We start from the raw sequence: 23,958 nt of genomic DNA on the forward strand, positions 1-23,958 counted from the left end.
AGGGGCGCACCCGCCACCCGTTCGTCGTGCCCGGAGCACCTCGGGCCGGGCCGCACCCGGGCCGCACCCGGGCCGCGTCCCGTGCCAGCCCGTGCACGGTCACAGTTGTGTCACGAAGCAGCCGCCGCACTTCCCGCATTCCACACGTGCTGCCTACTGTGACCGTGCACAGCGACGTGAGGGAGCGGGAACGGATGACGGAGTTCGGCTGGCCGACGGAGGGCATCTCCTACGGCGGTGACTACAACCCCGAGCAGTGGCCCCGCCACGTCTGGGACGAGGACGTCGCGCTGATGCGCGAGGCCGGCGTCACCCTGGTCAGCCTCGGGATCTTCTCCTGGGCCCTGCTGGAGCCGCGCGAGGGCGAGTACGACTTCGGCTGGCTGGACGACGCGATCGACCTGCTGCACGCGCACGGCATCGCCGTCGACCTCGGCACCCCCACGGCCGCGCCCCCGGCGTGGTTCTACGCCACCTACCCGCAGGCGCGCGTGGTCACCCGCGAGGGCGTGGCGCTCGGCCCGGGCTCGCGCGGCATGGTCTCGCCCAGCGCGCCGGAGTACCGCGCGGCCGCCGCCCGGATCGCGGGGCAGCTCGCCCGGCGGTACGCCGACCACCCGGCGGTGGTGATGTGGCACATCCACAACGAGTACGGCGCCCCGGTCGGCGAGGACTTCTCGCCCGCGTCGGTGGCGGCGTTCCGGGACTGGCTGCGCGAGCGCTACGGCAGCCTGGACGCGCTGAACGCCGCCTGGGGCACCGCGTTCTGGGGCCAGGTGTACGGCGCGTGGGAGCACGTGGGCGCCCCGGCGGCCACCGCCTCGACCCCGAACCCGGCGCAGCGCCTGGACTTCGCCCGGTTCACCGACGACCAGCTGCGCGCCTGCTTCGTCATCGAGCGCGACGCGATCCGGCAGCACGCGAGCCAGCCGGTGACCACGAACTTCATGGCCCACCAGTCGTACAACACCGATCTGTGGCGCTGGGCCCGCGAGGTCGACGTCGTCTCGGACGACCACTACCTGTGGTCCCCGGACGAGGACGCGCACATCGGGCTGGCGCTGTCCGCCGACCTCACGCGGTCGGTGGCGCGCGGCAAGCCGTGGATCCTGATGGAGCACTCGACGTCGGCGGTGAACTGGCAGGGCCACAACATCGCCAAGCGTCCGGGGGAGATGCACCGCAACGCCTTCACCCACCTGGGCCGGGGCGCCGACGGCATCCTGTTCTTCCAGTGGCGGGCCTCGCGCTCCGGCGCGGAGAAGTTCCACTCGGCGATGCTGCCGCACGCCGGCACGGACTCCCGGGTGTTCCGCGAGGTCGTCGACCTGGGTGCGCGGCTGGGCCGGCTGGCCGAGGTCCGGGGATCGCGGGTGCGCGCGGACGTCGCGGTGCTCTACGACTGGGAGTCGCTCTGGGCGCAGGACCTGGAGTGGCGGCCCTCGGACGAGCTCGGCTTCCGCGAGCGGGTGCGCGCGTACTACGAGCGGCTGTGGCGCGACGGGGTGACGATCGACTTCGCGCACCCCGAGGACGATCTGTCCGGCTACCGCCTGGTAGTCGCGCCCGCGTCGTACCTGCTGACCCAGGCGGCGGGGAAGAACCTCGACGGCTACGTCGCGCAGGGCGGCACGCTGCTGGTGTCCTGCTTCGCGGGCGTGGTGGACGAGCACGACGCGGTGCACGAGGGCGGTTTCGGTGCCCCGCTGCGGCCCGCCCTCGGGCTGACGGTCGAGGAGTTCCTGCCGATCCGCCCGCAGCACCCGGTCGCCGTCGACCTGGACGGCACGTCCGTGCCGACCGCGGCGTGGAGCGAGCACCTGGTGCTGGACGGGGCCGAGGTCCGCGGCACCTACCGGGGCGGCCCCGCCGACGGGCTGCCCGCGATCACCCGGCACGTGCACGGCGAGGGCACGGGCTGGTACGTCAGCACCCGGCTCGGCGTCGAGGCGCTCGCCCCGGTGCTGGCGGCGGTCTACGCGGACGCCGGCATCGAGCCGTCCGGGCTGCCGGAGGGCGTCGAGGTCGTGCTCCGGCACGGCGACGCCCACGACTACCTGGTCGCGGTGAACCACCGCGACGAGCCGGTCACCCTCGCGGTGCCGGGCACGGAGCTGCTGCACGGCACCGAGGCCGCCGAGCAGCACGAGATCGGTGCGGGTGCGGTGGCGGTGCTGCGCACCTCCGCCCGTTCGCAGGGAGGTGGTCGCTGAGGCGCACCACCGCACCACCGCGGGGACGCACCGTGCGCCCCCGCGCCCTGGGTCGCAACGACGCGACGACGCGTCGCGGCGACCCCTCACGAGAGGACGACACATGCGCAGGCACTTCGCAGCCGGCGTCGCCGCACTGGCGACGGTGGCCCTCCTGGCCGCGTGCAGCGGCGACCCCGCCCCGGCGACGACGGCGGACAGCGACACCCCGGCGGCCGGCTCGGCCGGCGAGCTGGTCATCTGGTCGGACGCCGAGCGCGCCGAGGCGATCAAGAACGCCGCGGCGGACTTCGAGGCCGACACCGGCGCGACCGTCACCGTCGTGCAGAAGAACTTCGAGGACCTGCGCGCCGACTTCCTGGCCCAGGTGCCCACCGGCGAGGGCCCGGACATCACGGTCGGCGCGCACGACTGGCTGGGCGAGTTCGTCGAGTCCGGCGTGGTCGACACGATCAGCCTCGGCGCGCGGGCGGACGACTTCGAGCAGGTCACCCTGGACGCGTTCACCTACGACGGCCAGCTGTACGCCCTGCCGTACGCGCAGGAGGCCGTCGCGCTGATCCAGAACACCGCCCTGGTCGGCGACACCGCGCCGCAGACCTTCGACGAGATGATCCAGATGGCCACGGACGCCGGCTTCGGCGACCGGCCGTTCATCCTCTACACCAACGGTGCCGAGGGCGACATGTACACCTCGTACGCCTTCCAGACCTCGTTCGGCGCCCCGGTGTTCGTCCAGGACGCCGACGGGTCGTACAGCACCGAGGTCGGCATGAGCGGCGACGCCGGCCTGGCCTACGCCCGGTGGATCGCGGCGAACGGTTCCGCCGGCACCGGCTACTTCACCGACACCGTGGACTACGACATCGGCAACGAGCTGTTCTCGACCGGCCAGTCGCCGTTCATCGTGCAGGGTCCGTGGACGATCCCGACCTACCAGGACGCCGGCATCGACGTGCTGGTGAGCCCGATCCCGTCGGCCGGCGGCCAGACCGCCTCGCCGTTCGTGGGCGTGCAGGGCTTCTACCTGTCGGCGCAGTCGGAGAACGCGCTGCTGGCCAACGAGTTCCTGGCCAACTACGTCGCCACCGACGAGGCGCAGCAGGCGCTGTACGAGGCCGACCCGCGCATCCCGGCGCTCACCGCGGTCGCCGAGCAGGTGGCCGACGACCCGGTCATCGCGGGCTTCCTCGCCTCGGCGCAGAACGGCGTGCCGATGCCGAACATCCCGGAGATGGGCTCGGTCTGGGAGTTCTGGAACGCCGCGCAGATCGCGCTGATCACCGGCCAGGACCCCGACTCCACCTGGACCTCCATGGTCACCAGCGTGCAGCAGGCCATCGGCTGACCCTCCCGGCGCGGGCGGGGTCCGATCACCTCGCCCGCACCGGCCGTCAGCGCCGCACCCCGGCCACGCCCGCACCGCCACCACCGCACGAGGAGCAACGATGTCCGTCGGCACTCCCGCCGCCACCCGTCCGCCCGGCACCCCGCCCGACGAGCCCGCCGAGCCCGCCGGGCCGGCGCCCCGCGAGTCGCACGCGCGCGGCTGGCACGGCCTCGGCTGGGGCTTCGTGCTCAAGCTGGCGCTGATGATGGTGGTGAACGCCGGTGGCGTGCTCGCGATCCTCTCGGCGTACCAGGCGGGTGCCTGGGTGGTGCTCGGCGCGCTGGTCGCGCTGCTCGCGGCGGCCGACTGGATCTACTTCTCCCGCCGGACGCTGCCGCTGAAGTACCTGTTCCCCGGCCTGGTCTTCCTGCTGGTGTTCCAGATGTTCACGCTGGCCTACACCGGCTACGTCGCGTTCACGAACTACGGCACCGGCCACCTCGGCAGCATGCAGCAGGCCGTGGACGCCGCGCTGATCCAGGACGAGCGGCAGGTCGAGGACTCCCCGGAGTACCCGCTCGCGGTGGTCCGGGACGGCGACGTGCTCGGGTTCGCGGTGAACGACGACGGCACGGTCCGGGTCGGCACCGCCGAGGAGCCGCTGGCCGAGGTCGGCGGCGCGACGGTCGACGACCGGGGCACCCCGGTGGCGGTGCCCGGCTGGGAGGTCGTGCCGCGCGCCACGCTGTTCTCCGACTCCGACCTGCAGGCCGCGGTGGTGGCGCTGCGCGTGCCGGTGTCCGACGACGCCGAGGACGGCTCGCTGCGCACCCGTGAGGGTTCCACCGCGTCCGTGTACACCTCCCGCCTGGTGTGGGACCCGGACGCCGAGACGATCACCAACACGGAGACCGGCGCGGTCTACGCGCCCAGCGACCGGGGCCAGTTCGTCACCGAGGACGGCGAGCGGCTGGCGGCGGGCTGGTACGTCAACGTGGGCTTCGACAACTTCGTCCGGGCGTTCACCGACGCCACCTACGCCGGACCGCTGCTCAAGGTGGCGGCGTGGACCTTCGCCTTCGCGATCCTCACCGTGCTCACCAGCTTCGGCCTCGGCCTGCTGTTCGCGCTGATCTACAACGACCCGCGCATCCGGGGCCGGAAGTTCCTGCGCACGCTGTTCATCCTCCCGTACGCCTTCCCCGCGTTCATGTCGGCGCTGCTGTGGCGCGGCATGCTCAACGCCGAGTTCGGCGTGATCAACGACTGGTTCTTCTTCGGCGCGAACATCGGCTGGCTCAGCGACCCGTGGCTGGCGAAGGCCGCGATCCTCTGGGTGAACCTCTGGCTCAGCTACCCGTACTGGTTCCTGGTCACGACCGGCGCGCTCCAGGCGTTGCCGGGCGACGTGATGGAGGCCGCGCGGGTCGACGGCGCCGGGCGCTGGCGGCAGTTCCGGGCGATCACCCTGCCGATGCTGCTGGTGTCGACCGCGCCGCTGGCCATCGCGTCCTTCGCCTTCAACTTCAACAACTTCACGATCATCTACATGCTCACCGACGGCGGGCCGGCGTTCTCCGGCGGCAGCACCCCGATGGGCTCCACCGACATCCTGATCTCGGCGATCTACCAGATCTCGGGCGTCTCCGGCGGTCGCGCCGACTACGGCCTGGCCAGCGCCCTGTCCATCGTGGTGTTCGTCGTGATCGGCGTCATCTCCGCCCTGGCGTTCCGCCAGACCCGCAAGCTCGAGGAGATCTGATGGCTGCCGTCGAGAGCCCGGTCCGTCCCGCACGTCCCACCCGTGCCCGGCGCGCGCGCTGGTGGAAGGACGTCGGCTGGAAGTACCCGGTCGCGCTGGTGATCGCGTTCTACGCGATCTTCCCGCTGGTCTACGCGCTGTCCGCGGCGCTGACCCCCGGTGGCTCGCTCGCCGGGTCGAGCACGCTGTTCCGCTCGGTCGGCCTGGACAACTTCCAGGCGCTCGGCGACACGATGTACTGGACCTGGGTGGTCAACACGCTGCTCATCGGGGGCGTGGCCGCCTTCGGTGCGGTGCTGATGGGTGCCGCGGCCGCCTACGCGTTCTCCCGGTTCCGGTTCCAGGGCCGGCGCGCCTCGCTGACCACGCTGCTGATCATCCAGATGTTCCCGCAGACCGTGGCGTTCGTGGCGGTGTTCCTGCTCCTGATCTCGCTGGGCAACGTGATCCCCGCGCTGGGCGTGAACTCGCGGATCGCGCTGATCTGCGTCTACCTGGGCGGGGCGCTCGGGGCCAACACCTTCCTGATGTACGGCTTCTTCAACTCGGTCCCGCGGGAGATCGACGAGGCCGCACGGATCGACGGGGCGACGCACTCCCAGATCTACTGGCGGCTGATCATGCCGCTGGTCACGCCGATCCTCGCGGTGGTGGCGCTGCTGGCGTTCATCTCGGCGTTCGGCGACTTCATCCTTGCCCGCATCGTGCTCACCAGCGAGGAGAACTGGACGCTCGCGGTCGGCATGTACCAGTGGGTGTCCAACCAGCTGACCTCGCGCTGGGGGCTGTTCGCCGCGGGTGCGGTGATCGGCTCGATCCCGGTGCTGGCGCTGTTCCTGTCGTTGCAGCGGTACATCGTCGGCGGTCTGTCGGCGGGGTCGGTCAAGGGCTGAGAGGGTCGCAGGCGATGACGGGACCACGACGGCGTGGGACGGGTGCGGTCGCGCTGGCAGCGGCGCTGACGATGGCGGGGATCGGCATGGCGGGGACGACCGGTGCGGTGGCGGCGGACGAACCGGTGCCGGTCCCGGCGGGCATCACCGTGCCGCGGGTCGACGGCATGGGCGAGGACTGGATCAACGGCGCGGACCTCTCGTCCGTGCTGTCGCTGGAGGAGTCCGGCGTCGTGTTCCGCGACGAGTCCGGTCAGCCCGCCGACGTCTTCGAGGTGCTGGCGGACGCGGGCGTGAACTACGCGCGGATCCGGGTGTGGAACGAGCCGTACAGCAGCACCGACCCCTCGCTGGGCTACGGCGCGGGGAACGTGGACGCCGAGCGCGCCGTCCAGATCGGTCTGCGGGCGACCGCCGTCGGGATGCGTGTCCTGGTGGACTTCCACTACTCCGACTTCTGGGCGCATCCGGGTCAGCAGAAGTCGCCGCGCGCCTGGGCGGGCCTCGACCTCGACCAGCGCGTCGTCGCCCTGCACGACTACACCGCCGACACCCTGCAGGCGATGGCCGACGCGGGCGTGGACGTCGGCATGGTGCAGATCGGCAACGAGACCACCGGTGGCGAGATCGCCGGGGTCAGCGGCTGGAGCAGCACGGTCCGGCTGTTCCGGGCCGGCTCGCAGGCGGTGCGCGAGACGCTGGGGCCGGACGTCAAGGTCGCCGTGCACTTCACCAACCCCGAGCGGGCCGGGCAGTACGCCGCCGCCGCGCAGGCGCTGGAGGACGGCGGGGTGGACTACGACGTCTTCCTGTCCTCGTACTACGCGTTCTGGCACGGCAGCCTCGCCAACCTCACCGCGGTGCTGGACCAGGTCGCCACCACCTACGACAAGGAGGTCGCGGTCGCCGAGACGTCCTGGGTGTCCACCCTGGAGGACGGCGACGGCTACCCCAACGTCATCCGCACCGCGCCCACCGGCTACTCCGCCAGCGTGCAGGGCCAGGCGCTCGCGATCCGCGACGTCATGCAGGCCGTGGCCGACGTGTCCGACGGGCGCGGCATCGGCACCTTCTACTGGGAGCCCGCCTGGCTGCCGGTCGGCACCCCCGACCAGGTCGTCACGAACCGGGACCTCTGGGAGCAGTTCGGCTCCGGCTGGGCGTCCTCGCACTCCGCGGAGTTCTACGCCCCGGTCACCGAGGACTACGGCGGCTCGTCCTGGGACAACCAGGCGCTGTTCGCCTTCGACGGCACCCCGCTCGAGTCGCTGCGCGTCTACGAGTACGCCCGCACCGGCTCGATCGGCCCGCGCGAGCTCGACGCCGTCGAGCAGCCCCGGCTGACCGTGGTCGCGGGCGACCCGGTGACGCTGCCCGCCACCGTGCGGGTGTCGTACACCGACGGGACCAGCGAGGACGAGGCCGTCACCTGGCGGGACGACCCCGCCTGGCTGCTCGGCCCCGGCAGCTACGCCTTCGCCGGCACCACGGCGGGCGGGCACGCCGTCACCGCGACCGTCACCGTCCTCGCCGACGCGGGGGTGGGGGAGAACCTGGTCGTCAACGGCGGGTTCGAGGCCGGCGACGCGTCCTGGACCGGCACCGGCACCGGCTACACGATCGGCTCCTGGGAGAACCCGTACGCCGGTGAGCGGTCGCTGCACTTCTGGAGCGCGACCCCGTACACCTTCACCGTCGAGCAGACCGTCACGGGCGTGCCCGCCGGGCAGTACCGGCTGTCGGCCCGCACGCAGGGCGACGGCGCGGGCGCCGGGGACACGTTGCAGATCTCGGCGAGCTCCGGCATCTCCTCGGTGACCGCCGGGTTCGCGCTGACCGGCTGGCTGGACTGGCAGCACCCGCAGACCGACGTGCTGGACGTCGGCTCCGACGGGGTTGTCGTGGTCTCCACCTCGCTCGCCCTGTCCGCCGGGGCGTGGGGGACAGTGGATGACGTGGCGCTGGTCGCGGTGGACCCGCAGGTCGTGGCGGAGATGACGGCGCTGCGCGACCTGGTGGACCGGGCGGACGCCGTGGACCGTGCCGGGTACACCGCGGGATCGGTGGCGGTGCTGGACGCCGCCGTGGCGCGGGCGGGCTTCGTGCTGCGCGCCGCAGCCCCGGACCAGAGCACGGTGGACGGCGCCGCCGGGGTGCTGTCGGACGCGCTGGCCGGGCTGGTCGCTGTGGTCACACCCCCGGAGCCCACGCCCACGCCCACGCCGGAGCAGCCGGACGAGCCCGCGCTCACCGCCTCTGCCGGCACCGTCCGGGCGGGCGGCGCCGTCACGCTCACGCTCACCGGCCTGCCCGGCGAGCAGGTCGAGGTCGGCGTGGCCTCGGTGTACCAGCGGCTCGCGTCGGTCCGCCTGGTCGAGGGCGCCGCCACCGTCACCGTGACCATCCCCGCCGACCTCGCGCCCGGGCTGCACCACCTCCAGGTGCGGGACGCGAACGGCACCGTGGTGCTCGCGCTGCCGATCACCGTGCTCGCCGCCGCACCGGGCGGGGGCGTGCTCGCCGCGACGGGCGTCACCGTCGCGGGGCTGGTGGTCGCCGCGGCGCTGGCCCTGGCCGCCGGGGGCGGGCTGCTGCTGCTCCGTCGCCGCGCTGTCGTGACGCGTCGGGGAGCCTGAGCGCCGTGGGTGCGCCGTTTCGGTCCCGGCAGGGGGCCTCGTGGTCGTAAGGTCAGGGCCCGTGGAGTCCTCCGCGCGCCGGCGCCCGACGATCCGCGACGTCGCCGCCACCGCGGGGGTGTCGCGCGGCACGGTGTCCCGGGTGCTCAACGGCGGGCACTGGGTGTCGCCGGAGGCGCTCGCGGCGGTGCAGGAGGCGATCCGCACCACCGGCTACTCCGCCAACCAGCACGCGCGCAGCCTGGTCACCGGCCGGTCGAACTCGGTGGCGTTCCTGCTGACCGAGCCGCAGCACCTGCTGTTCGAGGACCCGACGTTCTCGATCCTGCTGCGTGCCGCCGCCGAGGCGCTGGCCGCCCGGGAGATGCCGCTGCTGCTCATGGTCGCGGGCAGCCAGCAGGAGCGGCGCCGGATCACCGACTACGTGGCCGCCGGGCACGTGGACGGGGTGCTGCTGATCTCCTCGCACCGGGGCAACCCGGTGCTGGGCGAGCTGCTGCGCCAGGGCGTCCCGACGATCGCCTGCGGCGAGCCGCTGGGCTACGAGGACAGCATCGGCTGGGTCTCCGCCGACGACCGGGGCGGCGCCCGCCGGATGACCGAGCACCTGCTGTCCCGGGGCCGCACCCGGGTCGCGACGATCACCGGCCCGCAGGACACCCCCGGCGGCGTGCAGCGGCTGCGCGGGTTCCGCGAGGCGCTCGGCGACGCCTACGACCCCACGCTGGTGGCGCACGGCGACTACACCCGCGCCGGCGGCCAGGCTGCGATGCGTGAGCTGCTGGACCGCCGGCCGGACCTGGACGCGGTGTTCGTCGCCTCCGACCTGATGGCGGCGGGCGCGCTGGTCGCCCTGCGCGAGGCCGGGCGTTCGGTGCCGGGCGACGTCGCCGTCGGCGGCTTCGACGACTCGGGCCTCGCCGCCACCCTGGAGCCGGCGCTGACCACGATGCGCCAGCCCTTCGAGCGGATCGCCGCCGAGATGGTCCGGCTGCTGCTCGAGGTGGTCGAGGGCGCCGAGCCGGCGCGGATCACGCTGCCCACCACGTTGGTCGAGCGCGCGTCGGCCTGAGGCGGCACTGCCGGGCCGAGGCGGCCGAGCCTGGTTGCGGCGGCCCCGCCGCTGGAGTTGCCAGCAGCCCCGCGACGGGCCACGGTCGAGGGATGACCCGCCACGACGACCACACGCCCGAGCACGACGACCGGCCCCGGGGACGGCGGAGCGCGCTGCTGCTGCGCGCGGCGCTGCTCGGGATCGCCGCCGGCAGCCGGGCGTCCCTCGGCGTCGCGGGCCCGGCGCTCACCGACGGCGCGTCCGGGAAGGTCGCCGGGGTGCGTCACGCGCTCGCGGTCACCGGCGTGCTCGGCGAGATGACCGGCGACAAGCTGCCCTCCACCGGCAGCCGCCTGGTGCCGCCCAGCCCGCAGGGTCGCGCGGTCTCGGCCGCCCTCGGCGGTGCGGCGCTGGGCCGTCGGGCCGGTCGGCACGTCTGGCTGCCCGCCGTCACCGCCGCGGCGTTCTCCACGGTCGGCACCTGGGGCGGTGCGGCCTGGCGCGCGTGGGCCGGGCAGCGCGGGCCGGACTGGCGCGGGGCGATCGTGGAGGACCTGGTGGCGATCGGCTGCGCCACGGCCGCGTGCGCGGGAACCGCCCGACGCTGACCACGCCGCGCTGACCACGCCGCGCTGACCACGCCGCGCTGACCACGCCGCGCTGACCACCTCACGGAGCGCGCCGACGCACCGCCCTCGCCGCGCATCCCCCGGTCGCCTAGCGTGCAGCCATGACCGCCGACCGCCCGCTGATGCTCCTCGACACCGCCTCGCTGTACTTCCGTGCCTACTACGGCCTGCCGGAGTCGGTGACGGCCCCCGACGGCACACCGGTGAACGCGGTGCGCGGGCTGCTGGACATGATCGCCCGGCTGATCACCGACCACCGGCCCGGTCGGCTGGTGGACTGCTGGGACGAGGACTGGCGGCCGGCGTTCCGGGTCGCGGCGATCCCGTCGTACAAGGCGCACCGGGTGGCCGGGGGAGCGGAGGTCGCGGCGGCCGCGCTGGACGGCAGCGGCCCGCCCGCCGAGGAGGAGGTGCCGGACACCCTCGCCCCGCAGGTCGACGTCATCGTGGAGGTGCTGGCGGCGCTCGGGATCGCCCGGGCCGGGGCGGCGGGCTTCGAGGCGGACGACGTGATCGGCACGCTCACCGCGCGGGAGGTCGCACGCGGGGCCGGCGAGCGGGGCCCGGTGCTCGTGGTGACCGGCGACCGCGACCTGTTCCAGCTGGTCGACGACGAGGCCGGCGTGCGGGTGCTGTACACGGTGCGCGGGATCAAGGACATCGAGCAGGTGGACCAGGCGCGCCTGGCCGAGCGCTACGGCACCCCGACCGGTGACGCCTACGCGGACATGGCGGTGCTGCGCGGCGACCCGAGCGACGGCCTGCCCGGGGTGGCCGGGATCGGCGAGAAGACCGCGGTGGCCCTGCTCGGCCGGTACGGCGACCTGACCGGGGTGCTGGCCGCGCGGGACGCGGGCGACCCGGGGCTCACCGCGACCCAGCGCCGGCGGCTGACCGAGGCCGCCGACTACCTGGCGGTGGCGCCGGGCGTGGTGCGGGTGGCGTCGGACGCGCCGGTGCTGGTGGCGGGGCTGCACGGCGCCTACGCGCTGCACGAGGTGGAGTGGCAGCTCGCGCACCCGGAGCAGGTGGCCGCCGAGCGGTTCGCGCTGCCCCGCGAGCCCGCGGACCCGGAGGCGCTGGTGGACCTCACCGCCCGGTGGGGCCTGGAGTCCAGCGTCCGCCGGGTGCTGGCCGCGCTCGCGGCCCGCTGAGGCCGCACACCCGAGAACGCGCGAGGGCCGCCCCGGGGAAGCCCCCGGAACGGCCCTCGTCGTGACGCGGCGCGCGGTCAGCGCACCCGCAGCACCCCGATCGTCAGCGTCGGCGTGTACCCGCGGTCGCCGGTGTAGAGCGCGGTGAGCGTGGTGGTCCACCGCTGGGCGGGCAGGGTGAACGTCGCCACCCCGTCCACCACCTCGGCGGAGCGCACCGTGCTCAGCCCGACCAGCAGGGTCACCTTCCCGGTGGCCGCCGGGGCGCCCTCCGGCCCGGCCACGGTGACCGTCACCGTCGGGGCGGTGCCCGTCGGCACGGTCCACGCCGGGGTGTCGATCGCGATGCTCGGCACCACGGCGATCACCCGGTAGGCGCGCTGGCTCTTGGAGGTCTGCACGTCGGCCGAGCCGGTGTAGACCGCGGTGAGCGTGTGCGAGCCGGACGGCAGGTCGCGCGGCAGCGGGATCGTGACGGTGGCGGTGGTGCCCTCCCCGGCGACCAGGTCACCGGTGGCCAGCACGGTCTCGCCCTCGCGGATCTCCACCGTGCCGGTCGGCAGGGCGGTCTGCCCGGTGACCGTGACGGTGGCGCTGACCTCGCTGCCGTAGCGACCCGAGTTCGACGACAGCGTGATCTTCGTCGTCGACCCGGACGCCGTGACCTCGACGGAGACCGGCGCCGAGGACGAGCCCGCGTACGTCGGGTCGTCCGGCGTGAACACCGCCACCAGGCTGTGCGTCCCCGCGCCGAGCCGGGCGGTGGCGGCGGACTTGCCGGCCGTCACCGGTGCCGAGGCGACCTCGGTCCCGCCGTCGGTGAAGGACACCGTGCCGGTGGCCTCCTTCGGGGCGACGGTCGCGGTGAGGGTCAGCGCGGAGCCGGCCTTCTTCGTCCCGCTGACCTTGAGCGTGGTGGTGGTGGCGGTCGCCTCGGGCACCGTCACGTCGAGCACCTGGGCCCGGCTGGTCGGCGCGGCGTTGTGGCTGTGCAGCACCAGCAGCCGGTCGGCCGGGGCCGCCGTCGTGGTGGAGCGGTGCACGGTCAGCGCGGTCGCGTCGGAGGCCTGGTACCAGATCCCGTCGACCACGCCGCCGTCGAACCAGAACGCCGGGTCGTAGGGGTCGATCGTGAACGGGTCGGCCACGTCGACCGTGCCGCTCGGGTCGGCCGCGTACTCGGAGTAGGTCCACACGGTCGCCGACGGGGTGTCGCCGGGCTCGAGGCCGAGGGCGGCGATGCCGACCGGGACCACCAGCACCGAGTTGTCGAAGACCGTGGTGTCGACGTCCCCGAACGCCCCGTTGACCGCCTGGATGTCCAGGGTCTCCCCGGTGGTCAGGTCCGAGGTCGCCGCGACCGTCACGTCGGTGGCCGCGCTGAGCTTCTGCACGACCGTCTGCGCGTCGGCGGTGCCGTCGCCGTCGGTGTCCCAGTCGATCACCGGCTTCACGACCCGGCCGAGGCTGGCCCAGTCGCCGTCCACCGCGATGCCGACCCCGAGGTACCCGTCGGCCGGGTCCCCGCCGGCGGCGGCGTGCTGCGGCGCGGTGGAGGTCCACCCCGCCCAGCGGATGTCGCCCGACGCGATGGCGGAGTCCGAGGTGATGAACCCGGGCACCTCCTCGAGCTTCGGGCTCGTCGCGCCGAGCACCAGCGGGGAGACCAGCGAGGTCCACCCGCCGGCGTCCACGCCCCGGCCGGACAGGGTCAGCGCCGCCTCGGTGGCGCCGGCGTCGGAGAAGGACACCGGGTCGGCGGACAGCTCGCTGACCAGGCGCGGTGCGGCCTGCACCGGCACCCGCAGCTCGCCGTCGTCCGAGGTGAGCACCAGGCGGCCGGACAGGCTGGCCACGTACTCGCGGGGCAGCCCGCCCTGGGTGGTCGCCGAGGTCGGGTCGATCTCGCGCTCCAGCGACGCCGGGTCGGCGGTCAGGGTGAGCGTGACCAGGCGCTGCTGCCCGGCCGGCACCGTGACGGTGGCCGGCGAGGTGGTGATCGTGGCGCCGCCCGCGGTGGTCGCCGCGACGAAGGAGGTGCCGTAGGTGACCGCGGAGGTGCCCGTGTTCTGCACGGTGACCGTCTTGCGGGCGGTGACCGTCTCGGCGCCGACGTCCACGATCCCGAAGGTCACCGACACCAGGTCGGGGTTCGCCGAGCCGTAGGCGAGCACGGTGTCGGCCACGGCGTCCGCGGCGTCCACGCGGCCGGAGCCGACGCGCTGCGGGCCGTAGGCGGTGCCGGTCTGCTGCGGGCCGGTCCACACGTCGTGGGTCGCGGTGTTCATGATCGCGGCCTTGACCTGCGCGGGGGTCCAGCCGGGCTGGGTGGCCCGGACCAGCGCCGCGATGCCCGCGACGTGCGGGGCGGACATCGACGTGCCGGACAGCGAGTGCGCCTGAGCGCCGGTGCCGGAGGCCGCCGAGAAGATCAGCGTGCCGGGGGCCGCGACGTCGGGCTTGATGATGCCGAGCGCACCGTGCGCGCCGCGGGACGAGCCCGGGTTGAGCGCGTCGCCGACCTCGTCGGCCTGCACGGCGGCGGCGAGCGACGGGCCGAGGTGCGCGACCACGCCGCCGGCCTGGATCTGCGGCAGCAGCGCGTCGGTGGAGGACGCGGTGAGCTGGGCGCCGGGGATCGTGGCGTTGCCGGCGATGCCGGCGCTGAACACGGTGTTCTCGGTGCCGATCAGGACGCCGGCCGCACCGGCCGCCTCGGCGGCGTTCCACCGGGCGCCGGAGCCGCAGGCGCGGGTGGCGTCGTCGTCGTCCCACCACAGGTAGACGATGTTCCCGGCGATCTGGTCCGCGTACTCGGTCAGCGGCGTGCAGCCGTCCACGGTGTCGCCGAGGTAGACGACGGGTGCGGTGACGTCCGTGCCGCCGGTGTAGTTGATCGAGTTCTGCGCGGAGTAGGTGCGCACGGCGGCCGGGTCGGACGCCGCGGTGACCTCGACGCCGTCGTAGGTCTGCGGGCTGCCGACCGAGTTCGCCACCGTGAGGCCGGAGGCCGAGGAGCCCGGGGAGCCGCCGATGTCGGTGATGTCACCGGAGTTGCCGGCGGACAGCACCGCGAGGGTGCCGAGGTCGGACAGCCGGTCGATCAGCAGGTTGTCCGGGTCGTCGGACGGCATGCCGGAGGCGCCGAGCGACAGGTTCACCACGTCGAGGTGGTCGGAGTAGTCGCCGTCGCCGTCGGGGTCCGCCGCCCAGTCCAGCGCGAGGGCGGTGAGGTCGGTGGACCCGCCGATGTCGCCGAACACCTTGAGCGCGTACAGACCCGCCTCGGGCGCCGAGCCCGGGCCGACCTGCCAGTCGGACAGGTCGGTCAGCGTGCTGTAGTCGCCGGTGAAGGTGGTGCCGTCGGCCTGCACGCCGTAGCCCGCGGCCGTGCCGGCGACGTGCGTGCCGTGGCCGGAGTTGTCCGAGGTGTAGAGGCTGTCGATCGGGTTGTCGTCCGGCGTCGGCACGGTGGTCGCGCCGGGCAGCTCGGAGGCCGGGTCGGCGTCGTAGAGCGGGCCGGCGAAGTCGTGGCCGCCCAGGTACTTGGCCGGGTCGAACAGCCCGTCGGGCACCGGCTGGGTGCCGTCCTCGCCGTAGGCGGCGGCGTAGGCGTCCAGGGTGCCGGGGCCGCCGAAGTCGGCGTGCGTGTAGTCCAGGCCGGTGTCGATCACGCCGATCCGGACGCCCTCGCCGGTCTGGCCGGTGTCCTGCCACACCTGCAGCGCGCGGGTGAAGGCGTCGCTGCTGGAGTTGTCCGCGGTCTTCGTGGTGACCCGATAGACCGCGACCACGTCGTCGGAGGCGGCGAGGTCGCGCACCTGGGCGGCGTCGCCGCGCACCAGGGTGCCGGAGACCAGGTTGGACACGGTGGCGATCCGCTGCGGGGCGGTGGCCGCAGCGCGTGCGGTCGGCGAGGAGCCGGGCACCACCTCCGCGGCGACCTGCTCGACCTCGGCGGTGGCCTCCTGCACGGCGGCGGCGTCGCCCCCGCTCTCCGCGACGTCCAGGCCGGACGGCGCCGCGAGCTGCACGAACGCGGTGACCGCGCCCTCGGCGTCCGCGAGCGAGGGCGAGACCTTGTCCGCCAGCAGGGCCAGCGAGTCGTCGCTCACCACGGGGTCGCCGGCCTCGCCCGCCACGGGGGCGGATGGCAGCAGACCGGGGGATCCGGGCGAACCCGGTACGGCACCGACGGCGCCCCCCGCGCCGAGGGTGGTGCTGGCGGCGAGCGCCAGGACGGTGAGGGCGGCACGCAGCGGCTGACGCGTCATCGGTTTCCGTTCTCGCAGTGGACCTTGGCGTGCACCGATCCATGACTCGGGGTCATGATCGATGCTGACTGCGGGCTCACCGTACCGAGGACCTGGGCGATTCGTCACCGTTTCCGCACATATTGCTCGCTCAGCGCCCGCACAGCGACCGGTACGATCGTGAGCCGGGCCACACCGCTGTGCGGTGGATCGAGTCAGAACCGGCGCTACCGAGCGATCTCGAGGTAGTGATGCGGTGAAGATCCTCCGCGCCCATCGTCACGGCATCTTCGCGAGCCGTCCCCGTCGCTCCCCAGACCCCCAGAGGTCCGCTCCCTAACCTCGTCGGCCGTGAGTGACTCCATGCCCGCACCGCGGGGCACGTCCCGCGGCCGGCATGAGGCCCCGCGGCCTGCCGCCGACCCCCAGCACCCCGACCGCACGCACGGCCGCCGCCGGGCGACCGGCCCGACCCCCACGCAGCGCCCCGCCCGTCCTGGCGTGCGGCTCGCCCGCGGGGTCGTCGCCGTCGCCCTGGTGCTCGGCGTCGGTGGCTTCGCCATCGCGCCCGACCTGGTCCAGGTCGTCGAGGAGCAGGTCGGCACGCAGACCGCCGAGCAGCCGACCGCCGAGCCGACCCCCACCGGGCCGACGACCGCCGTCATCGCCCAGCGCGAGGCCGCCGTCACCCTGGCCGCCTCCGCCACCGCGCAGGCCGACGCCGCCCGCGCCACCGCGCTCGCCTCTGCGGTGTCCGGCGAGGCGCTCACCCCGCTCGACACCGCCGTGCAGGAGCTCGCGCTGCTCACCGCGACCGTGCAGGCGAACCAGCCGGCGATCAGCGACCTGTTCCCCCGTGCCGCCGAGGGCCCGGTGCTCACCGAGCAGATGGCCAGCGACGCCGCGGAGGCTGCCGGTGAGGCCGCCGAGGCCGCCGCCGCCGGCGCCGACCTCACCACCGACCCGCTCGCCGCCGCCGCGCCGGAGGCGACCGACACCGCGTCCCCCACGGCGGACCCGTCGGCCTCGTCCGCAGCCGCCCCGTCGGCCGCCGCCTCCGCGACCCCCTCGGCGACCCCGTCGGCCGGCGCGACCGCTGCTGCCGACGAGGCCCAGGCCGAGGACGTCGACCCGCTGGCCGCCCGCCTCGAGGCCGCCGCCGAGCGCGTCTCCGCGCTCACCGCCGAGGTGCAGGCCACCACGCAGCAGACCGTCGAGGCCGCCGCCGTGGCCGCTGCCGCCGCCGAGGCCGCCCGCAAGGAGGAGCAGCGCACCTCGCTCGAGGGGTACGCCAACGGCAAGATCCCCGCCTCCGCGCTGTGCGACCTCGGCTTCGCCGCCGGGCAGCAGCTGCGCTGCGACGCCGCCGAGGCGCTCCAGGCGCTGAACACCGCCTTCGTGGCGACCTTCGGATACGACCTCGCGATCACCGACTCCTACCGGTCCTACGCGGCCCAGGTCGCCTGCCGTCGGCAGAAGGGCAGCCTGTGCGCGACGCCGGGCACCTCGAACCACGGCAACGGCACCGCGGTGGACCTCGGCGGCGACGCCTACTCCTTCGGCACCGACGAGCACGACTGGATGCTCGCCCACGCCGAGGAGTACGGCTGGACGCTGCCGGACTGGGCCCGCAAGACCGGCTCCAAGCCGGAGCCGTGGCACTGGGAGTACGTCGGCTGACCTGCGGGTGCGGCCCCGCGCGGCGCGACCTACCGTGGGCGAGGGCGGCCGGCCGGTCGCCCTCCCGTGCACCGTGAGGAGCCCCGTCATGCCCACACGTACCGCTCGCACCGCCTGGAACGGCAGCCTGAACGAGGGCGGCGGTCAGGTGGAGCTCACCAGCTCGAAGGTCGGCACCTACGACGTGTCCTTCCCGAAGCGCGCCGCCGAGGAGGCGGGCGGCACCACCAGCCCCGAGGAGCTGATCGCCGCCGCGCACTCGTCCTGCTACGCCATGCAGCTGTCCGCGCTGATCGGCGAGGCCGGCGGCACGCCGGTGGCCCTGGAGGTCACCGCGGACGTGTCCCTCGGCCCGGACCCCGCCGGCGGCTTCCGCCTCACCGGCATCGCCCTCACCGTGCGCGGCGAGGTCGAGGGTCTGGACGAGGCCGGGTTCCAGGAGGCCGCCGCCGCGGCGAAGGCCACCTGCCCGGTGAGCAAGGCGCTGACCGGCGTCGAGATCACCCTGGACGCCGCGCTCGACTGAGCGTGTCCCGGCGGCGCCGATCACCGAGGACCCAGGTCCCGGAGGTCGGCGCCGTCGTCGCGTCCGGGCCGTTCGGCCCAGGCGCACCCCGATCGACCCGGGACCTAGGTCGGGGGACCTGCGTCCCATGAGGACAGCCTTGCCTGACCCCTAGCGTCAGCCCCATGAACCTCGGCGAGTGGCCGCCCCAGACCGACGGCACGGTGGTGCGGGTCGACGTGGACCCGACAGCGGTGCTCCGCCTGCGCGAGCTCGGGCTGCGGCCCGGCGCCACCGTGCGGGTGACCCACCGCGCGGCCTTCGGTGGACGGGTGGTCGGGATCGGCGCGGACCGCTTCGCCGTGGACGCCGCCACCTGCGCCCGGATCGAGGTCGCCGCGGTCGGCGCCGTCGCGGAGGCCGCCCGATGAGCTGCCACGACACGCCCGCGACGCCGGTCGCCACCCTGGAGCGCACCGCGACGGTCGCGCTGGTCGGCAACCCGAACGTCGGCAAGTCCACCCTGTTCAACGCCCTGACCGGCGCCCGGCAGAAGGTCACCAACGCCCCCGGCACCACCGTCGAGCTCCAGGTCGGCACCTGGCGCGGGCTGCGCACGCGGGCCCGGGCGGAGCAGTCCCGCCAGCGGGTCCGGCTGCTTGACCTGCCCGGCACCTACAGCCTGCTCGCCCGCTCGCCCGACGAGCGGGTCACCGCCGACGCCGTCGCCGGGCGCGGCAGCCTGGACGCCCCGGACCTCGCCGTGGTGCTGGTCGAGGCCGCCGCCCTCAGCCGCTCGCTCTACCTGCTCGCGCAGGTGGCGCAGTCCGGGCAACGGGTGGTCGTCGCGCTCACCATGACCGATGTCGCCGCCGCCCGGGGGATCGAGGTCGACGCTGCGCTGCTCGCCGACGTGCTCGGCGTGCCGGTGGTCGCGATCGACCCGCGCGCCGGACGCGGCCTGGACCGGCTCGGCGCCGCCGTGGTCGACGCCCTGGCCGAGGGCACCGGCACGGTCCGGGGGATCGACCCGCTGCCCGCCGCCGCGCTGCTGGCCGAGGACGCCGAGGCCGACGTCACCCGCGCCGCCGCGCTCTTCGACTGGGTCGAGGCCACGCTCGCCGCCATCACCCCCGACGCCGCACCCGCCGCGGCACCGGTGCGCACGCTGTCCGACCGGGTGGACCGGGTGCTGCTGGACCCGTGGTTCGGCATCCCGGTGTTCCTCGCGGTGATGTGGGCGATGTTCCAGCTCGCCACCACCGTCGCCGGCCCGCTGATCGACGGGGTGGACGGCCTGGTCAACGGCACCCTGGCCGACTGGGTGCGCGGCTGGCTGCCCGGCCCGTCCTGGCTGGAGGGGCTGCTGGTCGACGGGGTGCTCGCCGGCGTCGGCACGGTGCTCTCCTTCGCCCCGCTGATGGCGCTGGTGTTCCTCGCCATCGCGATCCTGGAGGACTCCGGCTACCTGGCGCGCGCCGCCTTCGTCGCCGACCGGGCCATGCGCGCCATCGGCCTGGACGGACGCGCGATGCTGCCGCTGGTGATCGGCTTCGGCTGCAACCTGCCCGCGCTGTCCGCCACCCGCACCCTGCCGAACGCCCGCTCCCGCCTGCTCACCGGCCTGCTCGTGCCGTACACCTCGTGCCCGGCACGGCTGACCGTGTACATCCTGCTCGCCGGGATCTTCTTCCCCGACCAGGCCGGCACCGCGATCTTCGCCATGTACGTCGCCAGCATCGCGCTGGTGGTGCTCGGCGGGCTGGGCCTGCGCCGCACGCTGTTCCGCGATCTGCACCGCGAGCCGCTGGTGCTCGCGCTGCCCGCCTACCAGCGGCCCCGGGTGCGCGCGCTGCTGCTGTCGGCGTGGTCCCGGGTGGCCTCCTTCGTCACCAAGGCCGGGACGATCATCGTCGCCACGCTCACGGTGGTGTGGGTGCTGATGGCGGTGCCGGTCACCGGCCAGCACACGATCGGCGACGTGCCCGTGCAGGACAGCGCCTACGGCCGCGCCGCCGAGGCCATCGCCCCGGTGTTCGCCCCCGCCGGCTTCGACGACTGGCACATGTCCGCGGCGCTGGCCACCGGCTTCGTCGCCAAGGAGGTCGTGGTCGGCTCCTTCGCCCAGTCCTACGCGGTCGACGAGCCCGAGGACCCGTCGCAGGCCGGCGACCTCGGCTCCCGGATCCGTGCCACCTTCGAGGAGTCCTCCGGCGGGCACGCCGCGGCGGCAGCCCTCGCGTTCATGGTCTTCGTGCTCGCGTACACGCCGTGCCTGGCGACGGTGGGGGAGCAGCGCCGGCTCTACGGCATGCGCTGGACCGCCGGCGCCGTCGGCGTGCAGCTCGCGGTGGCCTGGGTGCTGTCGGTCGTGGTGTTCCAGATCGGGCGGCTGCTGTGAGCGTGCTGGAGGACGTGCTGCGCGAGGTGCGCACCGGTGCCCGCCCCGCCCTCGCGGCGGCCCGCCTCGGCATCGACCCCGGCCTGGCGGAGGCGGCGCTCGACCACTGGGTGCGCCTCGGCGTCGTCACCCCCGCCGACGCCCTCGCCCTCGGCTGCTCCGGCTGCGGCACCGGCGAGCAGCCCCCCTCCTGCCCCGGCTGCCCCGCCACAGGCCCCACCCCCGGCGCCCCCATCCGCCTCACCCTCCGCCCCCGCTGATCGCCCACCCCCCGCTCCCTCCCCACCCCCCGCTCCCTCCCCACCCCCCGCTCCCTCCCCACCCCCCGCTCCCTCCCCACCCCCGCTCCCTCCCCACCCCCGCTCCCTCCGCGCACGAGTTCGGTGGTTCGGGTCGAGTTCGGTGGTTCGGAGGGCGTTTTCTCGCACGAACCACCGAACTCGGCCCCCGCTCGGCTCGCAGGGTGGATGGTCCCGTGGCGCGCGCGGGCACGGATGGAACACTGGCCGACGTGTCGATCGCGACCCCCGTCCCGCAGGCGCAGGGCAGCGCCGAGAACGCCCGTGCGCTGACCGAGGCGCTGCGTCGCGCCGTCCGGGGCGAGGTGGACGACTCCACCCGCCGCCGCGCGGAGTACAGCACCGACGCCTCCAACTACCGGGTGGTCCCCACCGTCGTGGCGTTCCCGCGCGACGTGGACGACGCCCTGGCCGCGATCGAGACCGCCCGGGGCCTCGGCGTCCCGGTGACCTCGCGGGGCGGCGGCACGTCGGTCGCCGGCAACGCGGTCGGCACCGGCCTGGTGCTCGACTGGTCGCGCCACGTGAACCGCGTGCTGGAGATCGACCCCGGCAGCGCCACCGCCCGCGTCGAGCCCGGCGTCGTGATGGCGATGCTGCAGAAGGCCGCCGCCCCGCACGGCCTGCGCTTCGGCCCCGACCCGTCCACCCAGGCGCGGGCGACCCTCGGCGGGATGATCGGCAACAACGCCTGCGGCCCGCGCGCCGTGGCCTACGGCCGCACCGCCGACAACGTGCTCGAGCTCGACGTGCTGGACGGCCGTGGCCGCCGGTTCACCGCCGGCCAGGGGCTCGACCCGGTGCCCGGGCTGGACGCGCTGGTCCGGCAGGAGATGGAGCTGCTGCGCACCGAGCTCGGCCGGTTCGGACGTCAGGTGTCCGGCTACTCCCTGGAGCACCTGCTGCCCGAGCGCGGGGCGGACCTCGCCAAGGCGCTGGTCGGCACCGAGGGCACCGTCGTCACCCTGCTCGGCGCCACCGTGCGGCTGGTGCCGGTCTCCGCCGCCCCGGTGCTGGTGGTGCTCGGCTACCCCGACATGGCGACCGCCGCCGACGCGGTGCCCGCGCTGCTGGCGCACCGGCCGCTGGCGATCGAGGGCATGGACGCCCGGCTGGTCGACGTGGTGCGCCGGGTCAAGGGCGCCGCCGCGGTGCCGCCGCTGCCCGAGGGCGGGGGCTGGATGATGGTCGAGGTCGGCGGCGACACCCTGGACGAGGCGATGGAGCGAGCGCGGGCGCTCGCGGCCGACGCCGGCACCTCCGCGGTGGGCGTCTTCCCGCCCGGCCCCGAGGCGGCGGCGATGTGGCGGATCCGCGAGGACGGTGCCGGTCTCGGCGGGCGCACGCCGTCGGGGGAGCAGGCCTGGCCCGGGTTCGAGGACTCGGCGGTGCCGCCGGAGCGCCTGGGTGCCTACCTGCGCGAGCTCGAGGCGCTGATGGCGAGCCACGGCGTCGACGGTCTGGCCTACGGGCACTTCGGCGACGGCTGCGTGCACCTGCGCCTGGACGTGCCGATGGAACGCTCCGGCGACCCGATGCGCGCCTTCATGACCGACGCCGCGCACCTGGTGGCCGCGCACGGCGGCTCGCTGTCCGGCGAGCACGGCGACGGCCGCGCCCGCTCCGAGCTGCTGCCGGTGATGTACTCCGAGCGCGCCATCGCGACCTTCGGGGCGTTCAAGGACCTGCTCGACCCGGACGACCTGCTCAACCCCGGCGTGCTGGTCCGGCCGCGCCCGCTGGACGCCGACCTGCGCCGGCCGGCCGCCCACGCGATCCCGGCGGCGCGCGGCGGCTTCGCCTTCGAGCACGACCACGGCGACTTCACCACCGCCGTGCACCGCTGCGTCGGCGTCGGCAAGTGCCGGGCGGACAACGGCGCGGCGGGCGGCTTCATGTGCCCCTCGTACCAGGCGACGAAGGACGAGAAGGACTCCACCCGGGGCCGTGCCCGCGTGCTGCAGGAGATGGCCAACGGCTCGCTCGTCTCGCGCGGCTGGTCCTCCCGCGAGGTGCACGAGGCGCTCGACCTCTGCCTGTCCTGCAAGGCGTGCTCCTCGGACTGCCCGGCGGGCGTGGACATGGCGCAGTACAAGTCCGAGGTGCTGCATCGCACCTACCGCGGGCGCCTGCGGCCGATGAACCACTACGCGCTGGGCTGGCTGCCGCGCTGGACCCGGATCGTCACCGGTGTGCCCTGCCTGGCCCGGATCGCCAACGCCGCGCTCGGCGTCCGCCCGCTGGCGAAGACCGTGCTGGCGCTCGGCGGCATGGACACCCGGCGCCGGATGGTGGAGTTCGCCCCGCGCCCGTTCCGCACCCGCGTGCGGCGCGGCGAGGTCGCGGCGACGCGCGCGCCCGCCCCGACCGCCGGCGCGCTCACCCCGACCCGGCAGCCGGTGCTGCTGTGGACCGACTCGTTCAGCGACGCGCTGGCCCCCGAGGTGCCGGAGGCCGCCGTGAAGGTGCTGCGCGCCGCCGGCTACGAGGTGCTGGTGCCGGACCACGAGGCGTGCTGCGGCCTGACCTGGATCTCCACCGGCCAGCTCGACGGCGCCCGCAAGCGCCTGACCCACCTGCTCGAGGTGCTGGGCCCCTATGCGGTGAACGGCATCCCGATCGTCGGCCTGGAGCCGTCCTGCACGGCGGTGCTGCGCTCGGACCTGCTCGACCTGCTGCCCGACGACCCCCGCGCGGTGGCCGTCTCCCGTGCCACCCGCACGCTGGCCGAGCTGCTGATGGCACCGGCCCCGATCGGCCCGGGGGAGCGGTGGACGCTGCCGGACCTGTCGGAGGTGACCGCCGTGGTGCAGCCGCACTGCCACCACCACTCGGTGATGACCTACACCGCCGACCGCACCCTGCTCACGCAGGCCGGGGCGTCCTTCTCGACGCTCGCGGGCTGCTGCGGGCTCGCCGGGAACTTCGGCATGGAGAAGGGTCACTACGACGTGTCCGTGCAGGTGGCCGAGCGCGCCCTGCTGCCCGCCCTGCGGGACGCCGCCCCCGGCGACGTGTACCTGGCCGACGGCTACTCCTGCCGGACGCAGGCGGAGCAGCTCGGCGGGGTGGAGGGTGTGCACCTGGCGCAGCTGCTCGCCGCGCACCTGCCGTGACCTGGTGGTGCGCCCCCGCACGGTGAGCGTGCT

General features: G+C 74.7%; 15 protein-coding genes. 14 read left to right on the forward strand and 1 reads right to left on the reverse strand.

Annotated features, from left to right (window positions below):
* Window positions 1–194 precede the first annotated feature (194 nt).
* The 8 genes from ACZ5HG_RS03835 to ACZ5HG_RS03870 all read left to right on the forward strand — a co-directional run bounded on the left by ACZ5HG_RS03835 (window position 195) and on the right by ACZ5HG_RS03870 (window position 11,671).
* Entirely contained in the window at window positions 195–2,213 is a 2,019-nt protein-coding gene (locus ACZ5HG_RS03835) for a beta-galactosidase (RefSeq protein ID WP_464180490.1), read from the forward strand.
* Between the two features lie 103 nt (window positions 2,214–2,316).
* Window positions 2,317–3,561 carry a sugar ABC transporter substrate-binding protein gene (locus ACZ5HG_RS03840; protein WP_464180491.1) on the forward strand — a complete coding sequence of 415 codons (1,245 nt, stop codon included), beginning with the start codon at window positions 2,317–2,319 and terminating at the stop codon, window positions 3,559–3,561.
* A gap of 100 nt (window positions 3,562–3,661) precedes the next feature.
* On the forward strand, window positions 3,662–5,305 hold the full coding sequence (locus ACZ5HG_RS03845) for an ABC transporter permease subunit (protein ID WP_464180493.1): 1,644 nt from the start codon (window positions 3,662–3,664) through the stop codon (window positions 5,303–5,305).
* Window positions 5,305–6,198, forward strand: a complete 894-nt coding sequence (locus tag ACZ5HG_RS03850; protein ID WP_464180494.1) for a sugar ABC transporter permease — start codon at window positions 5,305–5,307, stop codon at window positions 6,196–6,198. The genes ACZ5HG_RS03845 and ACZ5HG_RS03850 overlap by 1 nt, the downstream gene beginning before the upstream one ends.
* A gap of 14 nt (window positions 6,199–6,212) precedes the next feature.
* Entirely contained in the window at window positions 6,213–8,834 is a 2,622-nt protein-coding gene (locus ACZ5HG_RS03855; protein ID WP_464180495.1) for a glycosyl hydrolase 53 family protein, read from the forward strand.
* Between the two features lie 61 nt (window positions 8,835–8,895).
* Complete coding sequence (locus tag ACZ5HG_RS03860; RefSeq protein WP_464180496.1) at window positions 8,896–9,906, forward strand: LacI family DNA-binding transcriptional regulator; 1,011 nt, start codon at window positions 8,896–8,898, stop codon at window positions 9,904–9,906.
* Between the two features lie 92 nt (window positions 9,907–9,998).
* Window positions 9,999–10,496: a hypothetical protein gene (locus ACZ5HG_RS03865; protein WP_464180497.1), complete on the forward strand. Its 498-nt coding sequence runs from the start codon at window positions 9,999–10,001 to the stop codon at window positions 10,494–10,496.
* A gap of 122 nt (window positions 10,497–10,618) precedes the next feature.
* A complete protein-coding gene (locus ACZ5HG_RS03870) occupies window positions 10,619–11,671 on the forward strand; it encodes a 5'-3' exonuclease (protein WP_464180498.1) in 1,053 nt (350 codons plus the stop codon).
* A gap of 77 nt (window positions 11,672–11,748) precedes the next feature.
* Here ACZ5HG_RS03870 and ACZ5HG_RS03875 read toward each other — a convergent pair whose 3' ends face one another.
* Complete coding sequence (locus tag ACZ5HG_RS03875; protein ID WP_464180499.1) at window positions 11,749–15,945, reverse strand: S8 family serine peptidase; 4,197 nt, start codon at window positions 15,943–15,945, stop codon at window positions 11,749–11,751.
* Between the two features lie 480 nt (window positions 15,946–16,425).
* On the opposite strand from ACZ5HG_RS03875, the gene ACZ5HG_RS03880 reads away from it, so the two are divergent.
* From ACZ5HG_RS03880 to ACZ5HG_RS03905, 6 genes are all read left to right on the forward strand, one after another.
* Window positions 16,426–17,604 (forward strand): M15 family metallopeptidase, encoded by a 1,179-nt coding sequence (locus ACZ5HG_RS03880; RefSeq protein ID WP_464180500.1) that lies wholly within the window; start codon window positions 16,426–16,428, stop codon window positions 17,602–17,604.
* Between the two features lie 88 nt (window positions 17,605–17,692).
* Window positions 17,693–18,130 (forward strand): OsmC family peroxiredoxin, encoded by a 438-nt coding sequence (locus ACZ5HG_RS03885; protein WP_464180501.1) that lies wholly within the window; start codon window positions 17,693–17,695, stop codon window positions 18,128–18,130.
* A 164-nt stretch (window positions 18,131–18,294) separates the two neighbouring features.
* A complete protein-coding gene (locus tag ACZ5HG_RS03890; RefSeq protein WP_464180503.1) occupies window positions 18,295–18,540 on the forward strand; it encodes a FeoA family protein in 246 nt (81 codons plus the stop codon).
* Window positions 18,537–20,510: a ferrous iron transport protein B gene (feoB, locus tag ACZ5HG_RS03895; RefSeq protein WP_464180504.1), complete on the forward strand. Its 1,974-nt coding sequence runs from the start codon at window positions 18,537–18,539 to the stop codon at window positions 20,508–20,510. The genes ACZ5HG_RS03890 and feoB overlap by 4 nt, the downstream gene beginning before the upstream one ends.
* Window positions 20,507–20,770, forward strand: coding sequence for a hypothetical protein (locus ACZ5HG_RS03900; RefSeq protein ID WP_464180505.1), 264 nt, complete (start codon window positions 20,507–20,509; stop codon window positions 20,768–20,770). Before feoB ends, ACZ5HG_RS03900 begins: the two co-directional genes overlap by 4 nt.
* A gap of 257 nt (window positions 20,771–21,027) precedes the next feature.
* A complete protein-coding gene (locus ACZ5HG_RS03905) occupies window positions 21,028–23,925 on the forward strand; it encodes an FAD-binding and (Fe-S)-binding domain-containing protein (RefSeq protein WP_464182092.1) in 2,898 nt (965 codons plus the stop codon).
* Window positions 23,926–23,958 lie beyond the last annotated feature (33 nt).

This window comes from Cellulomonas sp. GTC20042, assembly GCF_055389595.1.

What these genes read in the sequence shown, in the direction of transcription:
- ACZ5HG_RS03845 (WP_464180493.1), top strand. Translation starts at nt 3,662, where the DNA reads ATGTCCGTCGGCACTCCCGCCGCCACCCGTCCGCCCGGCACCCCGCCC.
- ACZ5HG_RS03885 (WP_464180501.1), top strand. Translation starts at nt 17,693, where the DNA reads ATGCCCACACGTACCGCTCGCACCGCCTGGAACGGCAGCCTGAACGAG.
- ACZ5HG_RS03865 (WP_464180497.1), top strand. Translation starts at nt 9,999, where the DNA reads ATGACCCGCCACGACGACCACACGCCCGAGCACGACGACCGGCCCCGG.
- ACZ5HG_RS03850 (WP_464180494.1), top strand. Translation starts at nt 5,305, where the DNA reads ATGGCTGCCGTCGAGAGCCCGGTCCGTCCCGCACGTCCCACCCGTGCC.
- ACZ5HG_RS03890 (WP_464180503.1), top strand. Translation starts at nt 18,295, where the DNA reads ATGAACCTCGGCGAGTGGCCGCCCCAGACCGACGGCACGGTGGTGCGG.
- ACZ5HG_RS03870 (WP_464180498.1), top strand. Translation starts at nt 10,619, where the DNA reads ATGACCGCCGACCGCCCGCTGATGCTCCTCGACACCGCCTCGCTGTAC.
- ACZ5HG_RS03855 (WP_464180495.1), top strand. Translation starts at nt 6,213, where the DNA reads ATGACGGGACCACGACGGCGTGGGACGGGTGCGGTCGCGCTGGCAGCG.
- ACZ5HG_RS03835 (WP_464180490.1), top strand. Translation starts at nt 195, where the DNA reads ATGACGGAGTTCGGCTGGCCGACGGAGGGCATCTCCTACGGCGGTGAC.
- ACZ5HG_RS03875 (WP_464180499.1), bottom strand. Translation starts at nt 15,945, where the DNA reads ATGACGCGTCAGCCGCTGCGTGCCGCCCTCACCGTCCTGGCGCTCGCC.
- feoB (WP_464180504.1), top strand. Translation starts at nt 18,537, where the DNA reads ATGAGCTGCCACGACACGCCCGCGACGCCGGTCGCCACCCTGGAGCGC.
- ACZ5HG_RS03840 (WP_464180491.1), top strand. Translation starts at nt 2,317, where the DNA reads ATGCGCAGGCACTTCGCAGCCGGCGTCGCCGCACTGGCGACGGTGGCC.